This window comes from Acetobacter sp., from assembly GCF_022483985.1.
Lineage (GTDB): Bacteria > Pseudomonadota > Alphaproteobacteria > Acetobacterales > Acetobacteraceae > Acetobacter.
The window spans coordinates 1,813,431-1,839,038 of sequence record NZ_JAKVME010000001.1 but is presented as its reverse complement, the minus strand read 5'-3'; the positions used below and the strand labels follow the sequence as shown (position 1 = coordinate 1,839,038).

Annotated in this window: 23 protein-coding genes and 3 pseudogenes; 19 read left to right on the top strand and 7 right to left on the bottom strand. The window is 56.7% G+C overall.

The genetic code is table 11. The annotated features are described in order from the left end of the window. Position 1: 1 nt before the first annotated feature. Genes kdpB through kdpF form a run of 3 tightly spaced genes read right to left on the bottom strand, consistent with a single transcriptional unit; the run spans position 2 to position 3,931 of the window. Entirely contained in the window at positions 2-2,116 is a 2,115-nt protein-coding gene (gene kdpB / locus LKE90_RS08095) for a potassium-transporting ATPase subunit KdpB (protein WP_291494676.1), read from the bottom strand. Between the two features lie 15 nt (positions 2,117-2,131). Next, positions 2,132-3,838, bottom strand: a complete 1,707-nt coding sequence (gene kdpA / locus LKE90_RS08090) for a potassium-transporting ATPase subunit KdpA (RefSeq protein WP_291494675.1) — start codon at positions 3,836-3,838, stop codon at positions 2,132-2,134. 3 nt (positions 3,839-3,841) lie between these two features. Continuing rightward, positions 3,842-3,931, bottom strand: a complete 90-nt coding sequence (kdpF, locus tag LKE90_RS08085; RefSeq protein WP_291494674.1) for a K(+)-transporting ATPase subunit F — start codon at positions 3,929-3,931, stop codon at positions 3,842-3,844. A gap of 363 nt (positions 3,932-4,294) precedes the next feature. On the opposite strand from kdpF, the gene LKE90_RS08080 reads away from it, so the two are divergent. The 10 genes and pseudogenes from LKE90_RS08080 (at position 4,295) to LKE90_RS08040 (ending at position 13,366) form a co-directional block, all read left to right on the top strand. After that, positions 4,295-5,560 (top strand): outer membrane beta-barrel protein, encoded by a 1,266-nt coding sequence (locus tag LKE90_RS08080; protein ID WP_407066115.1) that lies wholly within the window; start codon positions 4,295-4,297, stop codon positions 5,558-5,560. An 88-nt stretch (positions 5,561-5,648) separates the two neighbouring features. Next, complete coding sequence (locus tag LKE90_RS08075; protein WP_291494672.1) at positions 5,649-7,571, top strand: potassium transporter Kup; 1,923 nt, start codon at positions 5,649-5,651, stop codon at positions 7,569-7,571. A 133-nt stretch (positions 7,572-7,704) separates the two neighbouring features. Next, complete coding sequence (locus tag LKE90_RS08070; RefSeq protein ID WP_291494671.1) at positions 7,705-8,166, top strand: phosphate-starvation-inducible PsiE family protein; 462 nt, start codon at positions 7,705-7,707, stop codon at positions 8,164-8,166. A gap of 153 nt (positions 8,167-8,319) precedes the next feature. Beyond that, positions 8,320-8,872: pseudogene (locus tag LKE90_RS16600) on the top strand (IS481 family transposase); the annotation flags it as partial. A 452-nt stretch (positions 8,873-9,324) separates the two neighbouring features. Then, positions 9,325-9,684, top strand: a complete 360-nt coding sequence (locus tag LKE90_RS08065) for a hypothetical protein (RefSeq protein ID WP_291494670.1) — start codon at positions 9,325-9,327, stop codon at positions 9,682-9,684. Beyond that, on the top strand, positions 9,681-9,854 hold the full coding sequence (locus tag LKE90_RS08060) for a hypothetical protein (RefSeq protein ID WP_291494669.1): 174 nt from the start codon (positions 9,681-9,683) through the stop codon (positions 9,852-9,854). The genes LKE90_RS08065 and LKE90_RS08060 overlap by 4 nt, the downstream gene beginning before the upstream one ends. Before the next feature lie 87 nt (positions 9,855-9,941). Further along, entirely contained in the window at positions 9,942-10,676 is a 735-nt protein-coding gene (locus LKE90_RS08055) for a hypothetical protein (protein WP_291494668.1), read from the top strand. A 376-nt stretch (positions 10,677-11,052) separates the two neighbouring features. Further along, positions 11,053-12,189 (top strand): L-dopachrome tautomerase-related protein, encoded by a 1,137-nt coding sequence (locus tag LKE90_RS08050; protein ID WP_291494667.1) that lies wholly within the window; start codon positions 11,053-11,055, stop codon positions 12,187-12,189. A gap of 5 nt (positions 12,190-12,194) precedes the next feature. Next, positions 12,195-13,244 (top strand): alpha/beta fold hydrolase, encoded by a 1,050-nt coding sequence (locus tag LKE90_RS08045; protein ID WP_291494666.1) that lies wholly within the window; start codon positions 12,195-12,197, stop codon positions 13,242-13,244. Next, positions 13,241-13,366 (top strand): hypothetical protein, encoded by a 126-nt coding sequence (locus LKE90_RS08040; RefSeq protein WP_291494665.1) that lies wholly within the window; start codon positions 13,241-13,243, stop codon positions 13,364-13,366. Before LKE90_RS08045 ends, LKE90_RS08040 begins: the two co-directional genes overlap by 4 nt. A 372-nt stretch (positions 13,367-13,738) precedes the next feature. On the opposite strand, the gene LKE90_RS08035 is transcribed toward LKE90_RS08040, so the two are convergent. From LKE90_RS08035 to LKE90_RS08025, 3 genes are all read right to left on the bottom strand, one after another. Further along, on the bottom strand, positions 13,739-14,695 hold the full coding sequence (locus tag LKE90_RS08035) for an aldo/keto reductase (RefSeq protein WP_291494664.1): 957 nt from the start codon (positions 14,693-14,695) through the stop codon (positions 13,739-13,741). Between the two features lie 45 nt (positions 14,696-14,740). Next, positions 14,741-15,451 (bottom strand): SDR family oxidoreductase, encoded by a 711-nt coding sequence (locus LKE90_RS08030; RefSeq protein ID WP_291494663.1) that lies wholly within the window; start codon positions 15,449-15,451, stop codon positions 14,741-14,743. A gap of 316 nt (positions 15,452-15,767) precedes the next feature. Beyond that, positions 15,768-16,823, bottom strand: coding sequence for an SDR family oxidoreductase (locus LKE90_RS08025; protein WP_291494662.1), 1,056 nt, complete (start codon positions 16,821-16,823; stop codon positions 15,768-15,770). A gap of 105 nt (positions 16,824-16,928) precedes the next feature. Between LKE90_RS08025 and LKE90_RS08020 the strand changes: the two genes are divergently transcribed. The 9 genes and pseudogenes from LKE90_RS08020 to arsH all read left to right on the top strand — a co-directional run. Next, positions 16,929-17,837, top strand: a complete 909-nt coding sequence (locus LKE90_RS08020) for a LysR family transcriptional regulator (protein WP_291494661.1) — start codon at positions 16,929-16,931, stop codon at positions 17,835-17,837. 152 nt (positions 17,838-17,989) lie between these two features. Further along, positions 17,990-18,265: a formaldehyde-responsive transcriptional repressor FrmR gene (gene frmR / locus LKE90_RS08015; protein WP_291494660.1), complete on the top strand. Its 276-nt coding sequence runs from the start codon at positions 17,990-17,992 to the stop codon at positions 18,263-18,265. A gap of 58 nt (positions 18,266-18,323) precedes the next feature. Further along, a complete protein-coding gene (locus tag LKE90_RS08010; protein WP_291494659.1) occupies positions 18,324-19,433 on the top strand; it encodes an S-(hydroxymethyl)glutathione dehydrogenase/class III alcohol dehydrogenase in 1,110 nt (369 codons plus the stop codon). Between the two features lie 59 nt (positions 19,434-19,492). After that, on the top strand, positions 19,493-19,894 hold the full coding sequence (locus tag LKE90_RS08005) for a VOC family protein (RefSeq protein ID WP_291494658.1): 402 nt from the start codon (positions 19,493-19,495) through the stop codon (positions 19,892-19,894). Between the two features lie 473 nt (positions 19,895-20,367). Further along, a pseudogene (locus tag LKE90_RS08000) lies at positions 20,368-20,660 on the top strand (DUF1275 family protein); the annotation flags it as partial. Between the two features lie 627 nt (positions 20,661-21,287). Further along, positions 21,288-21,983, top strand: a complete 696-nt coding sequence (locus LKE90_RS07990; protein WP_291501403.1) for a VIT1/CCC1 transporter family protein — start codon at positions 21,288-21,290, stop codon at positions 21,981-21,983. A gap of 77 nt (positions 21,984-22,060) precedes the next feature. Further along, complete coding sequence (locus LKE90_RS07985; protein ID WP_291501467.1) at positions 22,061-22,414, top strand: ArsR/SmtB family transcription factor; 354 nt, start codon at positions 22,061-22,063, stop codon at positions 22,412-22,414. Further along, a complete protein-coding gene (gene arsB, locus LKE90_RS07975; protein WP_367117408.1) occupies positions 22,411-23,943 on the top strand; it encodes an arsenical efflux pump membrane protein ArsB in 1,533 nt (510 codons plus the stop codon). The genes LKE90_RS07985 and arsB overlap by 4 nt, the downstream gene beginning before the upstream one ends. Before the next feature lie 23 nt (positions 23,944-23,966). Then, a pseudogene (gene arsH, locus LKE90_RS07970) lies at positions 23,967-24,662 on the top strand (arsenical resistance protein ArsH); the annotation flags it as partial. Positions 24,663-24,862: 200 nt separating this feature from the next. Here arsH and LKE90_RS07965 read toward each other — a convergent pair. Further along, positions 24,863-25,468, bottom strand: coding sequence for a recombinase family protein (locus tag LKE90_RS07965; protein ID WP_291501401.1), 606 nt, complete (start codon positions 25,466-25,468; stop codon positions 24,863-24,865). Positions 25,469-25,608 lie beyond the last annotated feature (140 nt).

Here is a 25,608-nt window from a genome sequence, read left to right as displayed (position 1 = left end):
TTCAGGCGATGCCGAGCGCGTTGACGAGCAGGTCGATCAGCTTGATGCCGACGAACGGCGCCACGACGCCCCCCACGCCGAACACGAGAAGATTGCGCCGCAGCAGCGCGGCCGCGCCGACGGGCCGGTAGCGCACGCCTTTCAGTGAAAGGGGAATGAGGCAGATGATGATGAGGGCGTTGAAGATGATCGCCGACAGGATGGCGCTCTGCGGCGTGCCCAGCCGCATGATGTTCAGCGCCGAGAGCTGGGGATAGAACCCGATGAACATGGCCGGGATGATGGCGAAATATTTCGCAACGTCGTTGGCGATCGAGAAGGTGGTGAGCGCGCCGCGCGTCATCAGGAGCTGCTTTCCGATACCCACGATCTCGATGAGCTTGGTCGGATCGCTGTCGAGATCGACCATGTTCCCCGCTTCGCGCGCGGCCATCGTCCCGGTGTTCATGGCGACGCCCACATCCGCCTGCGCGAGAGCGGGCGCGTCGTTGGTGCCGTCGCCGCACATGGCCACCAGCTTGCCCTCCGCCTGCTCCTTGCGGATCAATGCAAGCTTGGCCTCGGGCGTGGCTTGAGCAAGAAAATCGTCCACGCCGCTCTCCGCGGCGATCGCGGCCGCCGTCAGCGGATTGTCACCCGTGATCATGACCGTGCGGATGCCCATGCGGCGGAGTTCGGCGAAACGCTCGCGAATCCCTCCCTTGACCACATCCTTGAGCGCCACGATCCCGAGCAGCCTGTCGCCGTCCACCACGGCAAGCGGCGTCCCCCCGGAACGTCCCACGGCGTCCGCGTGCGCACTGGCCGCCTGAGCGGAGGCGTCCGCCGGATTGCCGAGATAGGCCAGCACACTGTCCACGGCTCCCTTGCGGATGCGGCGCTCCCCGATATCGACACCGCTCATGCGGGTCTGGGCGGTAAACGGGACAAACTGCATCCCGGTCTGCGCCATGTCCCGCGCCCGGATGTTGAAACGCTCCTTCGCCAGCACGACGATCGACCGTCCCTCCGGGGTCTCGTCGGCCAAGGAGGCAAGCTGGGCCGCGTCCGCGAGTTCCTGTTCCGTCACGCCCGGCGCCGGCAGAAAATCCGAGGCCTGACGGTTGCCGATGGTGATGGTGCCCGTCTTGTCCAGCAGCAGCGTATCGACATCACCTGCCGCCTCCACCGCGCGGCCGGACATGGCGAGCACGTTGAAGCGGATGAGCCGGTCCATGCCTGCGATGCCGATGGACGAAAGCAGCGCGCCGATTGTTGTCGGAATGAGCGTCACGAACAGCGCGACCAGCACAAGGACGGATATCTGTCCCCCGGCATAGGCCGTGAAGGAAGGAATTGTCGCGACGGCGAAGATGAAAACGAGCGTCAGCCCCGCGAGCAGGATGTTGAGCGCGATCTCGTTGGGCGTTTTCTGGCGCTGCGCGCATTCGACGAGCCCGATCATCCGGTCGAGAAAGGTCGAGCCCTGCGCGGCGGTGATCTTCACGATGATCCAGTCCGACAGGACGCGCGTGCCGCCGGTGACGGCCGAGCGGTCGCCGCCGCTCTCGCGCACCACGGGCGCCGATTCGCCGGTGATAGCGGACTCGTCGATCGAGGCGACGCCCTCGATCACCTCGCCGTCGCTCGGTACGAAATCACCCGCCTCGACGAGCACCACGTCGCCGGGCTGGAGCTGGGGAGCCGGGATTTCGTCATAGGCGCCCGAGCGGGACCAAACATCCGCGCCAGTTGGCCGCAGCCGCTTGCCAGTCGCATCCGTCCGCGCCCGGCGCAGACTGTCCGCCTGCGCCTTGCCGCGACCTTCCGCGACGGCCTCGGCGAAGTTCGCGAACAGCACGGTAAACCAGAGCCAGAGATTGATCTGGATGGCGAAGCCCGGATGCGGCGCACCGGTGACCAGATCGCGGATCAGCAGGATCGTGGTCAGCGTGGACACGATTTCCACGACGAACATGACCGGGTTGCGCCACATGACGCGCGGATCGAGCTTGCGGAAGCTCTCGCCGATCGCGGGTACAAGCAGGTCGGCGCGCAGGAGACTTGAGCGGCCCTGATCGCGGCCGCCCTCTTGTCCGCCCGACCCATGCGCCGGGATTGCGGAGTGAACAGTCATGATGATGCTATCCCGTCAATAGAGCGTGCCGGCGGTCATCGCGAGATGCTCGACGATGGGACCGAGGGCGAGGGCAGGCAGAAAGGTCAGTCCACCGACGATCAGGATGACGCCGATCACGAGACCGATGAACAATCCGCCATGCGTGGGAAATGTTCCGGCGGAAGGCGCCATTGTCTTCTTGCCGGCAAGCGAGCCCGCCAGAGCCAGCGCCGGAATGATGACGAAGAACCGTCCGATCATCATGGCGACGCCGAGCGTGACGTTCCAGAAGCTGTTCGCCGTGAGACCGGAGAAGGCGCTGCCGTTATTGGCCGCCGCCGAGGTGTATTCGTACAGGACTTCCGTAAACCCGTGCGGACCGCTGGCCGACATCGCCGAGGTGCCGGGAGACACGACGATGGCGATCGCCGTCAGCGTGAGGACCAGCATAGGCGGCACCAGGATGCCCAGCATGGTCATCTTGATCTCGCGCGCCTCGATTTTCTTGCCGAGATATTCCGGCGTGCGCCCGACCATCAGACCGGCGATGAACACCGCGACGATCGCGAACAGCAGGAACCCATACATGCCCGAGCCGACCCCGCCGAAGATCACCTCGCCGAGCATCATGTTGACCAGCGGAACCATCCCGCCCAGCGGCAGGAAGCTCTCATGCATGGCGTTGACCGCGCCGCAGGAAGCATCGGTCGTCACGGTGGCGAACAGCGAGGACGCCACGATCCCGAAACGCGTTTCCTTGCCTTCCATGTTGCCCAGACCCGGATCGACGCCGAGCGCCGCAAAGGCCGGGTTGGCGTGCGCCTCGGACCAGTAGGTCACGGCGACGCCCGCGACGAACAGCGCCGCCATCGCGGAGAACACCGCCCATCCCTGCCGCCTGTCGTTCACCATGCGCCCGAACGCGGACGTCAGACCCGCGCCGATCACAAAAATTGCGAGCATCTCGACAAGATTCGTAAGAGGCGTTGGATTCTCGAACGGATGCGCCGAGTTCGTGTTGAAGAACCCGCCTCCGTTGGTTCCCAGTATCTTGATCGCTTCCTGTGAGGCCACCGGCCCGACAGCAATGGTCTGATGCGCGCCTTCGAGCGTGGTGACGGTAATGCTGTTCGAAAAAGTCTGCGGCACACCTTGCCAGACGAGGAACAGGGCCAGAATCACGCTTCCCGGGATCAGCCCGTACAGCGTGATGCGCGTGAGATCGACCCAGAAATTGCCGATCGTCTTCGCGCTTCCCCGTGAAAACCCCCGGAATACCGCGAACGCAATAGCGATGCCTGCTGCGGCCGAGGTGAAATTCTGCACTGTGAGCGCCACCATCTGGCTGAGATAACTCATCGTCGTCTCACCGGCGTAACTCTGCCAGTTGGTGTTCGTCATGAAACTGATGGCGGTATTGTAGGCGAGATCCGGTGTCAGCGAGCCAAGGCCGAGCGGATTTAAGGGAAGATGCGCCTGCAAGCGCAAAAATGCATAAACCACGAGAAAACAGATCAGCTTGAAAACCAGCATGGCGACGGCGTAACCCCACCAGCTTTGTTCCCGGGCTGCATCTATACCGGCAAGCCTATAGAGACCTGCTTCAAACGGTCCGAAGAAGCGTCCGGCCGCTCCTCCGGCCCCCGTCATCACGCGCGTCATGGCGCCTCCGGCGATGGGGGTGAGAAGAACCGTCGCGAACAGGAAGGCGGCGATAAACGTCCAGCCTGCGATCGTCATGTTTCAGAACCTTTCCGGCCGCACCAGCGCGAGGAAGACATAGACCAGAAGGCCAAATGTCACCGCGCCACCAAGAATGAGATCAAGCGACATGACGCTAGATCCGTTCACAAAAGGACAGAAAGCCCAGGGAAATCAGGAATCCCAAAACCCCAAGTCCGCAATAAAGAAAATCAAGCATAGAAAGGCCTCCTCCTTGCTGAATCAGGTTATCGCAGCATTCGTATAGGAAAGAGAGAGGAGGTTTGTGGTTCTAGTATATGAATCTCATAGGAATTCAGACCAAATAGCGACTTGAAAAGCCCCGTGCTCTTGTCAGCGTCATGAAGGACTGCCTACTCGGCTAGAAATAAATTCAGGCCGGGAATGATCGATGGCATGCAATATCCAGTTTATATTTGGCAGCGTCTCCGATGGTTGTGTCGCATGCCTCTCATGGTTGACGCCGTTCAAATCATGATGCGCTCTCGTCAGTCGGCGCCAGGCTCAAACGTGATTCTGCGCCCCGTCCCTGGTGTTGTCGTAACGGCGTGCCTGGTAGTGTCTCACTGGACGATGCCCAGTGCCTTCGCGGATGATCTCGGAGGTTGGGCGAAGACCATTACCTATGGTGCGCAGATAGAAGGAGGGATAAACGCCAATCCTGCCCGGCCCGATAACGGCGCCAATTTCGGTCAGTTCTTTGGTGATCGCGCCAATCAGGCGCAGCTCGACCAAATTCTGCTCACCGTCAACCGCGCCGTTGACACGACCGCGCATGACTATCAGGTCGGCTTCTTCCTTCAGGGAATGTATGGCGCAGACGCACGCTATTACCAGATCGCAGGAATCACATCGAGCGCGATCAGGAGCCGTTACCAGTTCGTCCTTCCTCAGGCGCATCTCGACCTGCACCTGCCCTGGCTGACCCGACACGGGCTGGATCTGCAAGCCGGTATCCTCACCTCCCCGATGGGTGTGGAGTCCTACGACCCCTCTCTGAGACCCTTCTACACACTGTCTTACACGACTCAGTACTCCACCACCTTCGAGCATGTAGGGGCACTGTTCCAGTGGCATGTGGATGATCATTTCAGCGCACTTTTCGGTGTGGATACCGGGAATCAGGTCTCGTTCGGTCGCAGTGACAACAACCACGCTGCCGCCGGTTATTTCGGCATCACAGGCAACGGCCTGCTCGACGGAAAATTCTCCTTCACCTATCTCGGTCGCGTCGGACCGGAAGACGCCATACGGGCGTTGGGGCGACAGGCTAATTCCACCCAGAGATTCTGGAATGACCTGAACGGAACTTACAAGATCAGCGACAGACTCTCCGTGACGGCCGAGTTTAACTACATGCACGATGACGGGTTGCGCGCCGACACTTACAGCTTCGTCAGCTATATCAGCTATCAGGTCACGCCGAGCCTGACACTGAACTATCGCGGTGAAATCTATCGTGACAATACCGGTCTGTTCGTCACCTCATTCCTCCGCGACACCTCCTATATTCGAGCCACAATGGGCAAGAGCGCCTATACCCAGTCCGCCCCGCCCACCACCTACGGCGCGCTCACGCTCGGCGCGAACTGGCATCCCACCCTTGGACATCACGTCAAGCTGTTCGAGATTCGCCCGGAAGTACGTTTCGATCGCTCGCTTAATGGTACGACGCCTTTCAACGACCTGCGCAACACAGGGCAGTTTACTTTTGGCGCGGACGCGGTGCTCGGCTTTTGAAGGCAGGTAATTCTTCACGCAACGACGCACATCCCAGAAAAACGCGGAATATGCGGATTGATCAATCAACATTACAGGAGATGAGATCGTGTCTTTAACAGCACCGGCCGCCGTGCAGATCGAAAAGGGATCAGCGGGACATGATGCTCGTCCTGTAGGCTTTGCCGCGATTTTAGGTGCGCTCGGGGTCGTGTTTGGCGATATCGGCACCAGCCCGCTCTACGCGTTACGTACAACTGCACAGGTCGTATCTGATCATGGAACCATCGCCGCGAGCGAGGTGCTGGGGGTCGAAAGTCTCCTGTTCTGGACGCTGATGCTGATTGTGACGGTAAAATACGTCATTCTTGTCATGCGCGCCGACTATAATGGCGAGGGAGGCATTATCGCCCTGATGTCTCTGGCGCAGCAGACCGCGAAGCGTAAATCCCTCAAACTTCTTCTCGGCATGACCGGTGTCATAGGAGCCTGTCTGTTCTTTGGAGACGGCATCATTACCCCTGCGGTCTCGGTCATCTCGGCAATCGAGGGCATCGAAGTTTCCTTTCCGGCCGCGAGCCATCTTGTGGTTCCCTTATCGATTGTCGTTCTGATCGGATTGTTCTCGATCCAGTTTCATGGCACGGGCAAAATCGGCATTATCTTTGGTCCGGTTATGGTGCTCTGGTTTCTGATGATCGGGATTTTAGGCATTCTTGCGATTATTCATCATCCCAGAATTCTGCTCGCACTTTCTCCTACTTATGCAACCATGTTCATCGCGCAGCATGGTTATCTGTCGTTCCTCGCACTTGGTTCCGTAGTCCTGGCCGTGACCGGTGCCGAAGCCCTTTATGCTGATATGAGCCATTTTGGGCGCAGGCCCATTCGCGAAGCGTGGTTATTTTTTGTCCTGCCCTGCCTGGCACTCAATTATTTTGGTCAGGGGGCATTGCTGATTTCTGATCCGGCAACGATCTCCAATCCGTTCTTTCTGCTGGGGCCTCAATGGCTTCAGGTCCCTATGATCATCATATCGACAATCGCAACTGTCATCGCAAGCCAGGCGTGCATATCCGGGGGCTTTTCCTTGTGCCGACAATTGATCCAGCTCGGTTATGTGCCACGCATGCGGATCATGCATACAAACCCCTCGGAAGAAAGTCAGATATACCTGCCCGGTCTCAACCATTCGCTCATGGTGGGCGCGTTGCTTCTAGTGATCGCATTCCGCAGTTCCGAGGCCCTGGCATCAGCGTATGGCATTGCCGTAACCGGTACATTCCTTTGCACCTGCATACTGGCGGCAGTTGTATATCGCGATCAGTACAAATGGCCTCTCTCGCCGGTCATGATCGTTTTTGGCGGATTTTTTATCGTAGACGGAATTTTCTTTGCCTCAAACACACTGAAAATCATCGAAGGCGGATGGGTCCCGGTCCTTCTGGCGGCAGTTCTTATCCTGATGATGTTCACGTGGAAAAAAGGACGAAGTCTCGTTCTCTCGCGGCAACAACAAGACGCCATGCCCGTAGCGGCTTTCATGGCGCGGCTTCCTCATTCCCGGAATATCGTTCGGGTGCCGGGTACCGGAGTGTTCATGACGGCAAATCCTGAATTTATTCCGACATCGCTTCTTCATAATCTCAAGCATAACAAGGTATTGCATGAGCACGTGATTCTTCTGACGGTAAAAAATCTCGACCTGCCGCAGGTAGCGCCTGATCAACGCGCTGAAGTGACGGAGATCGCACCGAATATTTATCGTGTTATGCTTCACTACGGCTTCATGGAAATGCCCAACCTTCCATCCGCATTGGCGTTACTGAAGTTTGGCGATATCGGTTTCGATGTGCCACAGGCTTCCTATTTCGTGTCTCGCGAATTGCTTATTCGCTCGCAACCGTCCGAGATCTCGCGTTGGCGTATGGCGCTTTTTCTTGTCATGACGAGAAATGCAACGTCTGTTACTGACTTCCTTCGCATTCCACTCGATCGCGTTGTAGAACTGGGTGTCCGTATCGCTATCTGACGGGTGTTGCGCCGCTTTTATGCGGCGCAACACGATATAATTGATGCACACCGAGATACTGGCGTCTAACGCAACTTTACCAGACGCGGTCGGTGCAAAAGTCTTTTTTGAAGAATGAAAGGGACTATTAGATATGCAACATAATGATATTTTCGATGCCTTTGAGAAATTTATAATGATGGCGTTGAGTGCGATCATCATGTTGCTTGCCGGCCTGTCTCTTATTCATCTCACTGTAACTCTGATAAAGATGCTTCTCGAAACAGGACTGGATTCTACGTCACCGGAAAACCTTCAGGCGGTATTCGGGATGTTCTTTACAATTCTTATTGCACTCGAGTTTAAGAGGTCTTTTATTACGCCAATGACCGGAAGGCAATATGGCATTATTCGTATTTCTCCCATTATTCTTATTGGTATGCTCGCAACCATACGGAAATTTATCGTTCTTGATTTGAAAGAGATTGATTTCATGGAGACGCTCGGCGTTTCGGCGGCTATTCTCTCTCTGGGACTGGTATATCGACTCATTCAAACTACCCGTTCGGCCCAAACTGGGCCGAACCAAACAATTCCCAGCAGTATTTCGGATTAATACCTCTCCGAAGTCACGATGCATGTCGCCAGCGTTTCTTTTGGAATTGTGTGAAAATGCAACAAGCATCCCGTTCGAGAAGAGCATTTTCTATCATTGTTGTCAGATTGCTAGACGTCATTGGAATGATGTAACGTGGGCGATACCGCGTTACGCGCCACTGTCTGTCAACTCCGGTGTTCTACGAGTTTTGGTCTGGATGACCTGGCCTTTGGCGTAAGGCATTTCCCACCGTATCTAAAAAGGGGTCAATGTCTGACATATTCTGAAAAATGCCGGACTGAATAGGGTGCTTCCCGCTCCAAAGATGAGCCCTGTTCGCGGACAGGGAGCATTCCGGGAACGCGGTCTTGGTTATGTCTATATCGATGTGAAACATCTGTGAAAACTGAAGGTAGTGGATGGAGAATAAAGGAGACATTTTCTGTAATTCGTCATCGATCGTTGTTCCCGTTCGGTTCATCTGGCTGGTTATGAAGAAGAAAATATCGACAGTGCAGTTAATTTTCTCAAATTTGTTAAAGCTGCTTTTCTTTTTCGGATCATCCATATCCTGACCGATCGTGGTTCCTGTTTTACGGAGGATACCTTCGAAAAAGCCTGCAGTGGCATGACGATCGACTGACGCAGGACGAAAGCTTATTCACCACAAATCAATAGGATAGTGGAGCGTTTTAATGGCCGCGTCGCAACAGAAATGCTGCATACACACATAAAGCCAGCCACGTTCAACCTGCTGCAGCGAAGCCACTCCGTAGGGGGCGCGGGATAATGATGGGCCGCTGGAGGAGTTTTCCGCCCTGCCGGGGTGTGGGTGCTGCCTTTTTGTGTTTCTTTCGGGCCGGATTCTGAGATCGGGGTCCGGTCTCCCCAGAAAAGGAGGCTTTGCCTCCGTGGTCCGCGCGTTCCCGCTTTGCCGGGATGTGTCCGGTCCCCCCCTGGGTGTTCCATCGTTTCTCAGGACAATCAGATTATGGCTTCTCTGTCTTTCACCGGTCGCCCATGGCGCGACCGGAGTGTTTCCGCGTGCTTTCTTCCTACCGAAACAGACCTGCGTCTATATCGCGATCTCGCACAGGAGCTCAAAGCGCCATCTACACCGTCAGGCGTAACGATCCGCGTTTCCTGTATGATCTGCAAAGGAATGACCGTTTTCTGATGGACAGGGCCTCATTTCCTGTCAGGGTCTATGACACGAAACTCCCGGAAGAAGGAGTTTACACCATTCCTGTGGTGTTTCCCTATATGGTGAGCAGCGTGTCCGCTGCCTGTTTCCCGGTGCGGGCCCGCGATGTCACCAATATTCAGCCTCGGACAGATCCCTGGACCGGGAACCAGCTCTACGCGGCGACTGTCGAATTCAGTGTGGACAGGGTGCCGGAGTGGATGGACACCGCCGTCTTCCGCCGCTCCGTCGGCGCACCGGATTTTCTTGCGCCCGGCAGTAGGATCCGCCGCGCAACAGTCTTTGAGGTTCATCGCGGCAGGCTGGTGTTCAAAACGGATTACACACAATGAACGGCGCTTCTGTAAAAAACACCGTCGACAGAGTGGCCAGCCTTGTGCGACGCAGGCCGGGTTGGGCTGTGCTGGTGGTGGCGGGTCTCGCGGGCGGCTGGCTGCTGATGCCGCGTGATGATCCAGGTCGGGCGGCGGCTGAAGAGGTTCTTGCAGCTGTCCGGGCATGACCGGACGATCGGGGCGACATCCTCGGGACTGCCAGCAGGCGCACATGCAAAAGGGTAAAAGACGAGATATTCGTGTCAGGGCTGGGCATGATGAACAACGTCGACCAGCCGCGTATGGCGCTGCCCGCACCGGGCTACGACGCAGGCACGAAGGGAGTCTATTTCGGTGGTGGGCCGTTCGGCATCCAGCCGGGCGCGTTTCTGCAGGCGCTGATGGATGCCGGTGTTGTCAGGCGCGTGCCTGTCACGATCGTCACGCATACGCACCAGCCTTCTGCCGGGGCATCGGTCTTTGTTCCGCTTCAGGATGCGGCGGGGGGCGGTATTCCTGCTGCACCGGCACAGCAGTTCACGGACAGCGATGACCGGATGAGGGCTGATCTGTTCATCGGGACAGGACGGTACGCGGACTGGTTTATTACCAATCCGTCCCTGCGGGCGGGACTTATGGGGGTAGCGCCCGCCACGACGCCCCGGTCGGTGCCGGTTCAGGACGGGTCCGGCAAGGGCGTTGCTCCCGCAGGCATCGCGGCGCCCGACGGGCTGTGCTACCCGCTGGAGGCTGACCGTGTGCTTGAATACACCGATGTCAGGCCGATCGGCTCTCGTACCGGCGAAATCACCGTCGCCATCCTGATGAAGCCTCGGGACATGCCCTCATGGGCTTCCGATCCCCGGATTTTCGAGGCGCTTCTGGATGGGCCTGTGCTGCCGGAGGATGTTCATGTCTGGACATTCCGCAACGCAGGGGATGGCTGGCGTCTGGCCGGGATCACAGATATGCGCGAGATGGCCGGAAAGGGGCATTATGTCGGGGATTAGACGTGCAGGGAGGAGAACCCTAGTTCTGTTCTGACGATATTCTCAATGTGTCCCGGGTTCGCTCTGGCTGCCTCGCCGTGTTGTCTGTGCGGGGCGTGAGGAACTGGCGTATGTCTCGGCCTTTCTTCTGCTGAGTTCAGGCAGGGTCCCGTTTTCCAGTATGTCAGACGGTCTGTGACGTGGATGAAACTGCCAGCCAGTCATTGCGTATGCAGGCTTCAGGCGTCACAACCTGCTGCAGCATCACTGAAATTTTCCGTGGTTTCATAAGTGCACTGGCATCCTGACGCTACCAGCACCATGTAATAGCCTGGTAAACAGGGAAAACATTATGTCCGGGCGAACATCGCAATAGACAGATCGGGGTAATATGGAAATGATGCCTTTAAACAGACGAGCGATGCTGGGTGGACTGGTTTTCGCAACTTCCGGTCTCTTTCCGCGGTCTGTCCTTGCAGATGAAAAGCTGTCAGTCGCTGCCAGGTCTCCTTTTATCGCCAGCGGTGTCGCCGTCGCCCACGACGGTACGGTCTTCCTTGGTATGCCTCGTTTTCCGGGCATGGAGCACACGTTTTCTCTCGCCAGGGTGAACGCCGCCGGAGAGCCGGTTTCTTTTCCCGGGGGGCATTGGAATGATTGGCGGGAAGGACAGGACGGCAGCAATAGTTTCGTAATGGTGAACGCCATTCATATTTTCCGGGACAATACCCTATGGGCCGTCGATCAGGGAGCTCCAGCTGGCCAGCGTCCGCCGCCCGGAGCGCAGAAACTGGTGCAGCTTGATACGACCAACGGGAATATTCTCCGCATTTTACGTTTTCCTGAAGCCGTTATGCCTTCAGGCGCGCAGTTCAATGATCTGAGAATTCATGGAAATCTGGTTTTCGTGACGGACAGTGGACTGGGCGGCGTGATTATCCATGATCCTGAGACAGGAATGACACTCCGGCGCCTGTCCGGTCAGGTCGTCATGCGTAATGATGGCGTTCACCTTCACAAGGGCATAGGCGACCATATCCTGCAGGATGAACACGCAAAACGTCCTGATGTCGCCAGCGATGACATTGAAGTCGATGCGACCGGAATCTGGTTCTATTTCTCAGTGCCGGCGGGTCCGTTAAAACGGATCAGGATAGCAGATCTGCTGAACGTCGCTTTTACGGACGACCAGCTTGCGAAGAAGGTCGAGATCGTGGCGGAAATTCCCAGCATCGGTGGAACCTGCATTGATACGCTCGGGAACATCTATCTTTCCGACGCGGAGAACTGCTGCATCACGGTTCTTGCACCGGATGGAAAGCGGGCGATACTGGTGCAGGACAGTCGCCTGATTTCTCCGGATGCGCTGTTCATAGACCGACATCGCAGACTCTATATTCCTTGCCCTCAGCTTCAGAAACTGGCCATGTTCAACAATGGTCATAACGAAACGCACCCGCCATTTCTGGTTCTTTCGATGGTGCTCCCTGCGAGCCTGAACGGAATTACGCTGGGTGAGGGGGTTGAAGGATGATGACAATGCAGTCCTTGATACAGCGCGCTCTTTGCGCGGGTGCGTTTCTTCTGGTGACGCTCCTGAGTCCGCAGGCTCGCGCAGAGGCGAAAGACCCTCCCGTCTATGGCGCTGAACTACAGGGTTTTTCGTATCCATGGCCCGTTGCAGACTTTTCCTTTCAGTCACAACAACAAATCCTGCATATGGCCTACATGGATGTCCGGCCTGATCATCCCAACGGCCAGGTCGCGGTGCTTCTGCATGGGAAAAATTTCTGTGCGGCGACATGGGAAAATACGATCCATGTTCTGGTTGATCACGGATATCGGGTAATCGCGCCCGACCAGATCGGATTCTGCAAATCGAGCAAGCCACACGCCTATCAGTTCAGTTTCGGGCAACTTGCCAGCAACACCAATGCTCTCCTGAAGTCTCTGAATATTTCCCGCCCGGTCATGATCGGCCATTCGACGGGTGGGATGCTCGCCATCCGCTACGCTCTCATGTTTCCCCAGGACGTTTCCCGTCTGGTTCTCGTTGATCCTGTAGGGCTGGAGGACTGGCAGGCAAAGGGCGTGCCATATCGCACTGTCGATGCGTGGTATGCCCGCGAGCGTGGCAAGACGGCTGATCAGATCCGTGCCTATGAACGCAAGGTGTATTATGCGGATCAGTGGAAGCCGGTGTACGAGCCATGGGTCCAGATGCTGGCCGGGATGTACAGGGGGCCGGACGCGGACAGCGTGGCATGGAATTCGGCCCTGCTTTACGACATGATTGCAACGCAACCCGTGGTCTATGATCTTCCACGTCTGAGGGTTTCGACAACATTGATGATTGGAGACAAGGACGTGACCGCCATCGGCAGTGATGGGGCTCCCGCTGATATCCGTGCAAAGCTTGGGCATTATCCCGAACTGGGCAGGCAGGCCGCGTCCGCCATTCCCGATGCGAAACTGGTGGAATTTCCTGATCTGGGTCACACGCCCCAGCTACAGGATCCAGTAGCTTTTCATAAAGCTCTTCTTCAGGCTCTGGACGGACAGCCTCAAAGAGTGGAAAAGACACCATGAACGGGAATCATCTGTCACGCAGAACCTTTCTTCATGCTGTCACGCCTGACCTCGTTCTTGCCGGAAACTGGGTTGTTCCATCGCCTTCCGGAGCGGTCTCCCGGTTTGCGGCTGGTCCCTGAGACTGCTGGGACCACTTTCCTGATGCGGAGTCTTTTCCGGAACCGCGTGTTAGAAGCCTTGCCCACGGCATTCTGGCGCCCAACGCGCAGAATCTGTAGTCTTGGCGTGTTCGACCGTCAGATCACGGTATCTTTCGGAGCCTTTTGCGAATTGTTTCGTATCGACAGGCATGTTTGCGGGTACGACACAGAATCCGTCCACTTTCCGAAGGTGAGCTCAGATCCATATTGGACGAGCGTCCTGTCGCTGATCTCAGACTGACCGGATCGAGAAACAGGATGGCGTCACCCTGTTTATCTACCGCGATGATCCCTTTGGGTCGCCAGATGTCCATTGTTCCGCCTTTCCTGAGATTATGCCCACCGCGTCACTTACGATGCGCTGGCGTTATCCAGTTCTGTGATGTCCTCTTCCGTCAGAACGAGTGAAGCGGCCCGGGCGAAACTTTCAACGTGACTCCGTTTCGTCGCGCTGGCGATGGGAGCCGTCACGCCTTTGCGGGCGATCAGCCAGGCAAGGGCGATTTCCGCGTTACTGGCGTCGTGTCGTGCGGCGACCCGGTCCAGCGCGGCAAGGATGGTCTCGCCTCTGGGTGTCAGATATTTGGCGATCCTTTCTCCACGTCTGCTCTGCGTCAGATCTGCCTGATCGCGGTATTTGCCGGAAAGGAACCCTGACGCCAGACTGTAGTAAGTCACGACACCGATATTTTCCCGCAGGCAAAGATCACGCAGAGCTCCATCGTAACTCTGCCTGTCATACAAATTGTACTCAGGCTGAAGCACCTGATACTGCGGAAGAGAAAACTCCCTGGCCACTTCAAGCGACTGCTCAAGCTGTGTCGCATTCAGATTGGACGCGCCAATGGAACGGATTTTCCCGGCATCCAGTAAAGTTTCATAGGCAGACAGAGTTTCTTCAAAAGGCGTTTCAGGGTCAGGCCAGTGGGAAAAATAGAGGTCGATCTGTTCTGTCCTCAGGCGACTCAGGGACTCTTCAACAGCCTGAAGTATCCATTTTTTTGAAAGCCCTTTCTTGCCGGGTACACCAAGATCGGAACCAACCTTGGTGAAGATTTTGACCCGTTCTCTCATGCCCGGACGGTTTTTCAGCCAGTTTCCGATGATCGTTTCTGATTCACCACCGTTGTTGCCGGGAGCCCAGGCGGAATAGACGTCTGCCGTGTCGATCGCGTCGAAGCCGTGGTCAACGAACGCGTCCGGCACGTCGAAGCTGGTCTTCTCGTCAATGGTCCAGCCAAACACGTTGCCGCCGAAGACGATGGGCGCAATTGAAAAACCTGTCTTTCCAAGAGATCTGGGTGTCATGTCCTGTTGTCCTTCAAAAACTGAAACATGCGAAACTCATCAGGTTCAGATCAGAGAACCTCCCCCATCGACATAAACGGTGCTGCCCGTGATGTAGGGATTGTTCATGAAGGCCATTACCTGAACGGCGATATGCTCCGGCTTTCCGACAAGTCCGGCAGGCAGGCGTTGGGCCGCACCGTCAAACATGGCGCGACGGGAATCGTCTGCCAGACTGTCATACAGTTCGGTCATCACCAGCCCGGGCGAGACACAGTTGACGCGGACCGGAGCGAACTCCAGCGCCAGTCCACGGGTCAGACCTTCCAGCGCGGCATTGATCGCGCCCTGAATGGCGGCACCTTTCTTGGGCCGGATCGAGAGAAACCCCGAGACCAGCGTCAGGGATGCGTTTTCCGAAAATCTTGCAGCGCGCGCGATACGATACGCGCCCCAGAATTTCGACTCCATGGACGCCTGGGCGTCTGACAGGGCGAGTTCACGGACAGCCGCGACTTTTGTGCTGGCGGCGGAGATCAGCACATGGTCGAAAGGCGGCTCGTTCGCAAAGAAATCCTCAAGCTGTGCATTGTTACCGGTATCGAGCACATGACCCTGGGTATTGCCGCCAAGAGAAGAGGCGGCCGCAGCGACCCTGTCCGCCGAGCGGGACGCCACCGTGACGTGCGCGCCCTCTGCTATGGCGGCCTGCGCCACGCCGAACCCGATGCCAGATGTTCCGCCGACGACCAGAATACGTTTTCCGGAAACAGTCATTTCATTGAACCTTTTTTCTGGATTGTACGACATGCCCTGCGGCATTTTCAGGGAGTGTGATGAGATCGAAAACACCTGCCAGAGAGACCAGGGCGACAATCAGGAACGCGGCGTGAAAAGCGTACCGGCCACCAGCAGCGCCAGAAGAGTCACTGCACGACCAGTCTGGTCCGGTCCTTGTCCGTGGTGTCGATGCATGTGCTGATGCCTGACAAAAATCACTCCTTATGAAAATCAGACATGAAAAAGGGTCATGTATTTTTATCTGACCGGACCACCATATTTCCTGTCATCATTCAGAAGCATCAGTCACACATCACGGGATGACTTTGCGTTCTCTGAACTCATCGAACAGACGGATGAACATTGCCGGCGAGTCCACACAATCCTGAAAACCGGCCTGCCGGATTTTGGTCGTTGAACTGATGACATCCCAGTCACAGCGGAAAATGAAATCGCCAAATCCCCATGAAGCGACTTTTTCAAACGGCACTCTGACGAGATCATGTTTTTCCACGATCCTGTTCCAGACGGGGCCTTTGTCCGCCATCATATCGCTCAGGGAAATGGTCATGGGAGCCGCAAGTTCCATGCCAAAATACTGAGCCGCCTGCTTCCAGACCGTATGCCAGCGGAAAACGTCGCCGTTGGTCAGGTTGTAGGCTTCATTGGCGACGGCATGATTGGCGGCCCATTGCGATCCCGCTGCCAGTTGTGCTGCGTCCGTCACCTGCGCCAGACGCCCATAGCAGTCAGAAGTGCCCGGAAACCGGAGCGGCAGACCCAGCTCTTTTGAAATGGCCGCATAGACGGCGATGACCATGGAAAGGTTCATCGGATTGCCGATGGCAAATCCACAGACGACATCGGGCCGGAGAACGATCATGTCCCATGGCCGTGATGCGGCTTTTGACCGTAGCCAGTCTTCCTGATCGTAGTAGAACATCGGCGGCATCTGGCGTGGGTCGCTCTCGACCGCGGGTGTCGGAAACGCACCAAGATGCGCACCGTAATATTTAGCGCCTTCGTACAGAATCACCCGTGCGAAAGCTGGCGAGCTTTCATCCACGGCTTCCACGAGATTTTGCAGCATGGCCAGATTGAGCTCGACCTGCATTTTCGGGTCGTCATGCTCCTGATAGGCCGCATAAAAAATGTGCGTCACGTCTTTCAGGCCGTTCAGTGCAGTCCGGGTAGCGGCCGGGTCCGTCAGATCAACGGAAAGAAATGCTGCGGAGGTTTGGAAATCCGGCTTACGCCGGGAGATCGCCGTTACTTTCCAGCCTGATTGCTGGCTTAGGTGGGTGACCAGGTTACGTCCAATGACGCCAAGACCACCGGCGATGACAGCATGTTTGACAGACGACGTCACAACGTTTCTCCGCACGAGACATTATCAGTGAGCAAAAACCATACCATTATGAAAAAGAATGATAATCATGCATCTTGATAAAAGACCTTTCGATCAGGAAGAATAATGGACCAGTTCGATCTTTTGCGGCTTTATGTGGATATCGCTGAACAGGGCAGTCTCTCCGCCGTTGCCCGCATCAGGGGCCTGTCTCCGTCAACGGTGACGCTTGGATTGCAGACTCTGGAAACGCGGGTTGGGGTGTCTCTGGTGCGCCGGACGACCCGGCGGCTGTCTTTCACTCCGGAAGGCGAGCGGTTTCTGGCGGATTGTCGCCGGATACTGGTCGATCTTGAGGAAACGCTGGAAAACGTGTCCGACAAAGGGCGTCTTCAGGGCGAAATCCGGATGACCGTCACCAATGATTTCGGGCGCAACCGTCTGGCGCCTCTGATTGATGGGTTCATGAAGCATCATCCAGATGTGATTGTTGAACTGATGCTGACTGACGCCGTACAGGATCTGGTGGAGGAACGGTACGATCTCGCGATCCGAATGGGTCAACTCGCGGACTCCCAGCTGACAGCGCGTCTTCTCATGCGTGGCCAACGGCATGTATGTGCGGCTCCCGATTATTGGAAAAAGCATGGATATCCTTCTCATCCCCGCGATCTGACGCGGTATAACTGTATGGTTCTGGCGCGCCCGGGCGCGCCCCAAGCGAACTGGAGTTTTCACGAAAAAAACAGGGAATTCAGCATCCGGGTCAGCGGCGACCGTCTGGCGAATGACGGCGGCACACTCAGAGACTGGGCGGTTGCCGGGGCCGGCGTCGTACTCAAATCCAGTTGTGATGTCGAAGGAGATATCGCGGCCGGGCGTCTGCTCACCGCTCTGGACGAATTTTCAATGAGCGCGACCAATGTGTACGCTGTTTATCCACATGGACGCCTGCCCAATCGTCGGGTGACAGCCTTGATCGATTATCTCGTGGAACATCTTGCTCCTGCTGATCGCAACTTTGTCGATCACTGAAATCGTCCCGTATAATCCTATCATTTGCTATTCGATCCGTACTATGGAGGGGTGAAGCATCACGTTACCGCGAGAAAACTCTCCCATCATTTATAAGGTGGGGGGGAGTATGTATGTATACTGTTAGGTAGTATTTTGGAGTTCAAAGCTGAATGCCCCATACACCTGCGGAAAAAAAGCGGGCTCTTGCCAGGGTGAAACGTATTCGTGGTCAACTGGACGCTCTGGAAAGCGCGTTGGAGCAGGGGACAGACTGCGCACCCGTGCTACAGCAGCTCGCTGCGGTGCGGGGTGCTGTTAACGGATTGATGTCAAGCGTTCTGGAGAGCCATCTGAGGGAGGAGTTTGCTCTGTCGGGCACTGTTACGGACCAGCAGAAGGGATCAATTGATGATGTCGTCGCACTGGTTCGATCCTATCTGCGCTGACGGCGCAGACAAAAGTTTCTCTATTGGCAATACATAATTCCTGAAAAGGAAATGAACCGTGAAATCACGTGCAGCCGTTGCTTTTGAAGCAAAGAAACCTCTGCAAATTGTGGAAATTGACGTTGAGCCGCCGCGTGCGGGGGAGGTTCTGGTACAAATCACTCATACAGGTGTGTGTCATACTGATGCCTTCACTCTTTCAGGTGACGATCCTGAAGGGCTGTTCCCGACTGTGCTGGGTCATGAGGGCGCGGGTGTTGTGGTGGAAGTCGGAGAAGGTGTGACAAGTGTTGCACCCGGCGACCATGTTATTCCGCTCTATACGGCTGAATGCGGAGAATGTCTGTTCTGCAAATCTGGTAAAACAAATTTATGTATTTCAGTCCGCGCCACGCAGGGAAAGGGTGTGATGCCTGATGGTACAACACGGTTTTCCTGTAAAGGTCAGCCGCTTTATCACTATATGGGATGCTCGACGTTCAGCGAATATACCGTTGTTGCCGAAGTGTCTCTGGCAAAAATCAACCCACACGCCAATCCGGAGCATGTCTGCCTTCTGGGTTGCGGTGTCACGACAGGCATCGGCGCCGTACATAATACGGCGAAAGTTCAGCCCGGGGATACGGTGGCGGTATTCGGGCTTGGCGGCATAGGTCTGGCCGTGATCCAGGGAGCGCGACAGGCCAAGGCCGGCCGGATATTCGCCATCGACACCAACCCGGATAAATTCGAACTGGCAAAGGCCTTTGGTGCGACAGATTTCCTCAATCCGAAAGACTATGACAAGCCGATCCAGCAGGTCCTTGTGGAGCAGACCGGGTGGGGCATTGATCATACGTTTGAGTGCATCGGCAACGTCAATGTCATGCGGGCGGCTCTGGAATCCGCGCATCGCGGCTGGGGACAGTCGATTGTCATCGGTGTGGCGGGAGCGGGGCAGGAAATCTCCACCCGTCCGTTCCAACTGGTCACTGGTCGTTCATGGCGGGGTACCGCTTTTGGCGGCGTAAAGGGCCGCACCCAGCTTCCCGGCATGGTGGAGGACGCGATGCGGGGCGATATCCAGCTTGCCCCTTTCGTGACGCACACGATGCCGCTTGAAGACATCAACACTGCCTTCGATCTGATGCACGAAGGCAAGTCCATCCGCTCGGTCATCCATTACTGATACATGCGTCGCAGACGCGAAGTGACATGCTTTTACAACACACAACAGGAGTATGACTCATGGCTGTAATTTCTGGAGACGGTGTTTTCTCCCATGTTTTCCTCGGCGCAATTGATGTTGAGGTTTCGGCGAAATTCTACGATGCCGCGCTGGGCGCATTGGGGATCAGGAATCTCGGTCCCTTCGGAAACGGCTGGATTCTGTATGGGCGCGACAAACCCGCTTTCATCATAGCGCGTCCTGGTAATGGCGAGGCGCCGACGAGCAACGGTGTCACGATCGGCTTTGCCGCCTCCACGACGGCCGAAGTGGACGCTTTTCATGCTGCTGGTCTGGCCAGCGGCGGAACGGATGAAGGAGCGCCGGGTCCACGCAGTCACCTGCCCGGAGCCTACGCTGCGTATCTGCGTGATCCGGCAGGCAACAAGGTATGCAGCTATACGTTCACGGACGGCAACTGACACTGTCAAAGAAACGTTCGGGGCTTTCCGAATCCTTCTGGTCAGATCCTTGTTAATATGAGTTTTTGTGAATGGCAGATCATTCCGATGATCTGCCATTTTTCTATCTGTTTAAGCACACGATAATTTCCGCCTTCTTGAAAAAATATGTCCTGAAGCACATGGTCATGGTCATAATAGTAAGAAAACGAAAAACACCAATTATGGATTGGTCACATCATGCAATTTCCCGAACATAAATAGATTTAATGCAGGAAGAACATAATCTGCACTGACAACGATAAGTCTATAAATCTAGCAGTTCTGTTATTTTTCCGGAAATTGAAGGGGCGGGTACAGTGTAGCTGTCGCCGATCGCTTGATAGAGCGTCACGGTTTCCATCAGGCGATCGGCCCGTCGGGCTGCCAGTGTTAAACGTGAGTTCGGTTCGTTGCTTTCAGCATCAAGAGCATCCAGATAATCAGTATAACAGATTCTGTCCTGCTGTGGTCTTAACTGACCTTCGTCGCCGGCGCGGTGTTGTCCGCGCTTCTGGTCAAGGCAGGCCGTCGCCACGATCTGCTGTCGATCTACGCACGGAGCATCCTTCTGGAAGCTTGCCTGCTTGGGCTTCTGGCGGGTGTGGATTTTCTGTTTTCGGCCTAGGGATTTGGTACTGGCCTATGGGTTGAGCTTTCTCATGGGGCTCCAGAACGTCACGGTCACATGTATTTCCGGGGCGCGTATCCGCACACCCATATAACAGGAATGCTCACCGATGTGGGGTGCCGAAGGCAAAGTGAACTCCGCCCACGTCGCAAGACCGCTTGCATAACCGGCCCTGCATCAGGCCAATGGATGGCTGCTCGCGGGGCCGAGTAGAAACTGGCGCAGCCCGACGAAATCTGCATAAGTGCGGTCATCAAGCCACCGGCGTCGGACGACAAACTCATCCGGTCTGCGAGTTGGAGGAGACCGGACAGGTGCTGGTCTTTCGTCAGACGCCAGAATAATGCGGAACGCCAAGATTGCCGTCAGCAGGATCCCGGCGGTCAGATGCGCAACGACCATCAGGTGATGGACAGGTTTTGTCGGCCAGCCTCAAGATGCACCTGCGACGAACTGAGACAGAACCAGAAGAGCCGTCAGCCAGTGAAGGATGATCGTCGGTTTGTCGTAGCGCAGGGCGTCGGTAATGTCCGGCACTGGATAGTGTATATATCTCTCGGCAAAAAAGAATCTGAATCCACTCTCATATCATCCTTACCTGACAGGATTCTGAACAGAGAAGATTTTACGAAAATATAAATACTATTGAAAATAGATCGCAATATCAGAATAAAATATCTATTGCCGCAACAAAAAGAGGGCCCTAAATCTGGTTTGTATTTACCAGAAGCAATAGGTTTTTTTATGTCACGTCTCCATCCTCTGACTGAACGTCATGCTGTCGAGAAACTGGGATGGCTACGTGCAGCTGTTCTCGGTGCCAATGACGGAACGCTGTCGACCGGCAGCCTCATCGTCGGCGTTGCCAGTTCTCATGCGACACACGGCAACATTCTCATCGCGGGACTGTCTGCGCTTGTCGCGGGAGCCCTGTCCATGGCGGCAGGCGAGTATGTCTCGGTCAGTTCCCAGGCGGATTCCGAACACGCCGACGTTGCCCGTGAAAAACAGGAGCTGGCAACGGATTGGGAGGGGGAAGTTGCCGAACTGGCTAGGATCTATCAAAAAAGAGGTCTGGATGAAGATCTCTCACGCAAGGTCGCCGTCTCTCTCATGAAACATGATGCGCTTGGCGCCCATGCAAGGGATGAACTGGGTCTGTCCGAGGCCACGGCGGCAAGACCCATACAGGCGGCATTCGCCTCGGCAACCGCCTTTTCATCTGGGGCATTGCTGCCCGTGCTGGCGGCGGTTCTGACCCCTCTGGCGTGGGTGTCCTGGGGCGTGTCCCTGACGTCCGTCGTGGTTCTCGCTGTTCTGGGCGTCGTTGGCGCGATTGCCGGTGGTGCGGCGCCCTGGCGTCCAGCAATGCGTGTGACGTTCTGGGGGATAGTTGCGATGATCGTCACGGGCGGGATCGGCCGTCTGTTCGGCGTATGACACCTTATTTCATATCCTGAACGAGGTATGTCCTCAGTAGTCTTGACTTCATTCTATATATCCATGATCGTCGATTACTGGACACACAATCCGCCCTCGCTGTCCTGAGCGCTCTGTCGCAGTCCACACGGCTGGAGATTTTCCGCCTGCTGGTGCGCCACGAACCGGACGGCCTGCCTACGGGCGAGGTCGCGCGGTATCTTGATGTCCCGCAAAACACGATCTTGGCCCATCTCGCCGCCCTGACCCGCGCTGTTCTGCTGACCTCGCAGCGCCATAGTCGGCTGGTCGTCTATCGCGCCTGTCTTCCGCGCCTGCGGGACCTGATGCTTTTCCTCATCAGGGACTGCTGTGCGGGCAGCCCGGAACTCTGCGCGCCTCTGGTCGCGAACCTGTCCTCCTGCTGTCCGTCCCCGGAATCCTGCTCATGACCATCACGATCTACCACAATCCGGCCTGCGGCACGTCGCGCAACGTGCTGGCACTGATCCGCAACAGCGGCGAGGAGCCCCGGATCATCGAATATCTGAAAACCCCGCCTAGCCGCGCGGAACTGGTCGATCTGATCGCCCGTATGGGCGTTCCAGTGCGCTCGGTCCTGCGGGAAAAGGGCACACCCTTTCACGAACTCGGCCTCGATAATCCGGTGCTGACGGATCTTCTGATGCTCGCTCTTCTGCTTTTCGTTGTCACGCTGGTTTTTGTCATCTGGCAGCCTCGGGGGCTGGGCATCGGCTGGAGCGCCATGGCGGGTGCCGCCGTGGCTCTGGCGGCTGGCGTGATCCACTGGCATGACATTCCTGTCGTCTGGCACATCGTCTGGGACGCGACCTTCACCTTTATCGCGCTGATCGTCATCTCGCTGTTGCTGGATGAGGCAGGGTTCTTCCATTGGGCCGCCCTGCACGTCGTGCGCTGGGGCAAAGGGCGAGGCCGGACGCTATTCCCGCTGATCGTGGTGCTGGGAGCGGCCATTGCAGCGGTTTTCGCCAATGACGGCGCGGCCTTGCTGCTCACGCCCATTGTCATCGCTATCCTCACTCAACTCCGTCTGAGCCATACCGCATCTCTGGCCTTCATCATTGCGACCGGCTTCGTCGCAGACACCACAAGCCTGCCGCTAGTCATCTCCAACCTGGTGAACATCGTCAGCGCCAATTTCTTTGGCATTGCGTTCGATCGCTATGCCGCGATCATGGTCCCTGTCGATCTGGTGGCGCTGGGCGCGACGCTGGCTGTGCTTTGGCTGCGGTATCGGCGGCAGGTGCCTGCGACCTATCCCGTCGCCGAACTTCCGGCACCTGCGACCGCCATTCGTGACCACAATGTATTCCGGACGGCATTTCCGCTGCTGGCGCTCGTTCTGGCAGCCTATTTCCTGACAGCACCGTTTCATATCCCGGTCTGTGTCGTGGCCTGTCTGGCCGCCGGAATCCTGTTGCTCGTCGCCGGATATGGTCGGGTCATCCCTGTTCGTAAGGTGCTGCGGGGCGCCCCGTGGCAGATCGTGATCTTCTCGCTGGGCATGTATCTGGTGGTGTATGGCCTGCGCAATGCCGGGCTGACCGACTATCTTGCGACCGCACTGGTCTGGCTCGGTCATCAAGGGACGTTCACGGCCACCATCGGCACCGGCTTTCTGGCGGCTGTTCTGTCGTCCATCATGAACAATATGCCGAGTGTGCTGGTCGGGGCGCTGGCGATCCAGCAGGCTCACGACATCACGCCGCTGACACGCGACCTGATGATCTATGCCAACGTCATCGGCTGCGACCTCGGACCAAAATTCACGCCGATTGGTAGTCTCGCAACACTGTTGTGGCTGCATGTGCTGGCATCCAGGAACCATCGGGTCACATGGGGGCAGTATATGAAAGTTGGACTGGCGATCACCCCGCCCGTCCTGCTGGTCACACTCGCGGCGCTGTCCCTGTGGTTGCCCTGGATCAGCCACTCGTAATGCACGAATGGACCAATATCACAATGACCGAACCTGACTTGCCGGCCCTCCACCCCGAATATCTTGAACGGGTCGATCTCGCGCGGCTGGAACCGCAACCGCGTGTGGACCATCCGCCGCGTATCCTTCTGCTCTTCGGCTCTTTACGCCCCCGATCTTTCAGCCGGTTGCTGGTGCTTGAGGCAGAACGCATCCTGAAGGTGCTGGGGGCCGAGACACGGGTGTTCGACCCGACCGGCCTGCCGGTAGCGGATTCCGTGCCCGCAACCCACCCGAAAGTGCAGGAACTGCGGGATCTCTCGATCTGGTCGGAAGGCCAGGTCTGGTGCAGCCCCGAACGGCATGGCAACATCACTGCCGTGTTCAAGAACCAGATCGACTGGTTGCCCCTGACCGAAGGCTCGATCCGCCCGACGCAGGGCCGCACGCTGGCGGTCATGCAGGTTTCGGGCGGATCGCAGAGCTTCAATTCCGTCAATGCCCTACGGGTGCTGGGCCGGTGGATGCGGATGTTCACCGTCTCCAATCAGTCCAGCGTGGCGATGGCCTATACCCAGTTCGGTGACGATGACCGGATGAAGCCATCCCCCCTCTATGACCGGATGGTGGATGTCATGGACGAGCTGATGAAGTTCACATGGCTGTTGCGCGACCGGGCCGACTACCTTGTGGACCGCTATAGCGAACGGAGGGTGGAATTCCGTCTCCCGGAAAGCCTGCGAGCCGGGCGATGGCGGATCAGTCCTGGATGTTTTCACCTCCAGACGAGTGTGCCAACTTCTTCACCGCAGCAGGATATGAACCGGAATAACGTGGACATGCTGTAGGTGCTGTTGATGACATCTATGCCCGTCTGATTGTTGACGGATGGGAGGTTCAGGCTCCGCGTAATTTTTGTCGCTCCCGGACGGCTGGATTTTCATGATTCTTCGTCGGGCGGCACGGCTTTCTTTCTGCTTCGATGACTGTCCGCGCCTGTTGCGATACGTGAAACGGTACCCGTGCTGATTCCAAATGCATTGGCCACAGCCTTCAGGGGCTCTCCTTCCTGTCGCCTGCGTGCGATTTCCTCACGCTGGAGGCCAGTAATCCGGGCGGGACGTCCCATTCTGACGCCCATTTCCTGTGCTCGCGCCCGGCCTTCAGCGGTTCGTGTCCGGATGAGATCCCGTTCCACATCGGCAAGGCCTCCCAGAACAGCCAGCATCAGACGGCCCGTGCTGGTTGTCGTGTCTGCCCATGGCTCTGCAAGTGAGTAGAACTGGGCCCCCTTCTGGGTAATTTCCCTCACGATGGCGAAAAGATCGAAGGTGCTGCGGGCAAGGCGGTCGATACGTGTGACGACAACGGTATCGCCATTGGAAAGGCTTTTTAAAAGTCGTCGTAACTGGATTCGTTCCGCATCGGCTCCGCTGGCTTTTTCCCGGAAGATTTTCTCGCAGCCGAATGCCTTGAGAGTGCGGAGCTGCATATCCAAAGTCTGCCCGACCGTGCTGACCCGGGCATAACCGGTTTTCCGCGCCATATTTTGCCATCCATACTTGTGATGGCGACATCCTACGACGCACAGTCAAACTTGCGCAACGCTTGATTTGCGCAAATGCATTTTAGGCTAGGCTTCTTCGCCTTGGACTTGCTTCGAGCCTAACTTCCACGTGGACCGAA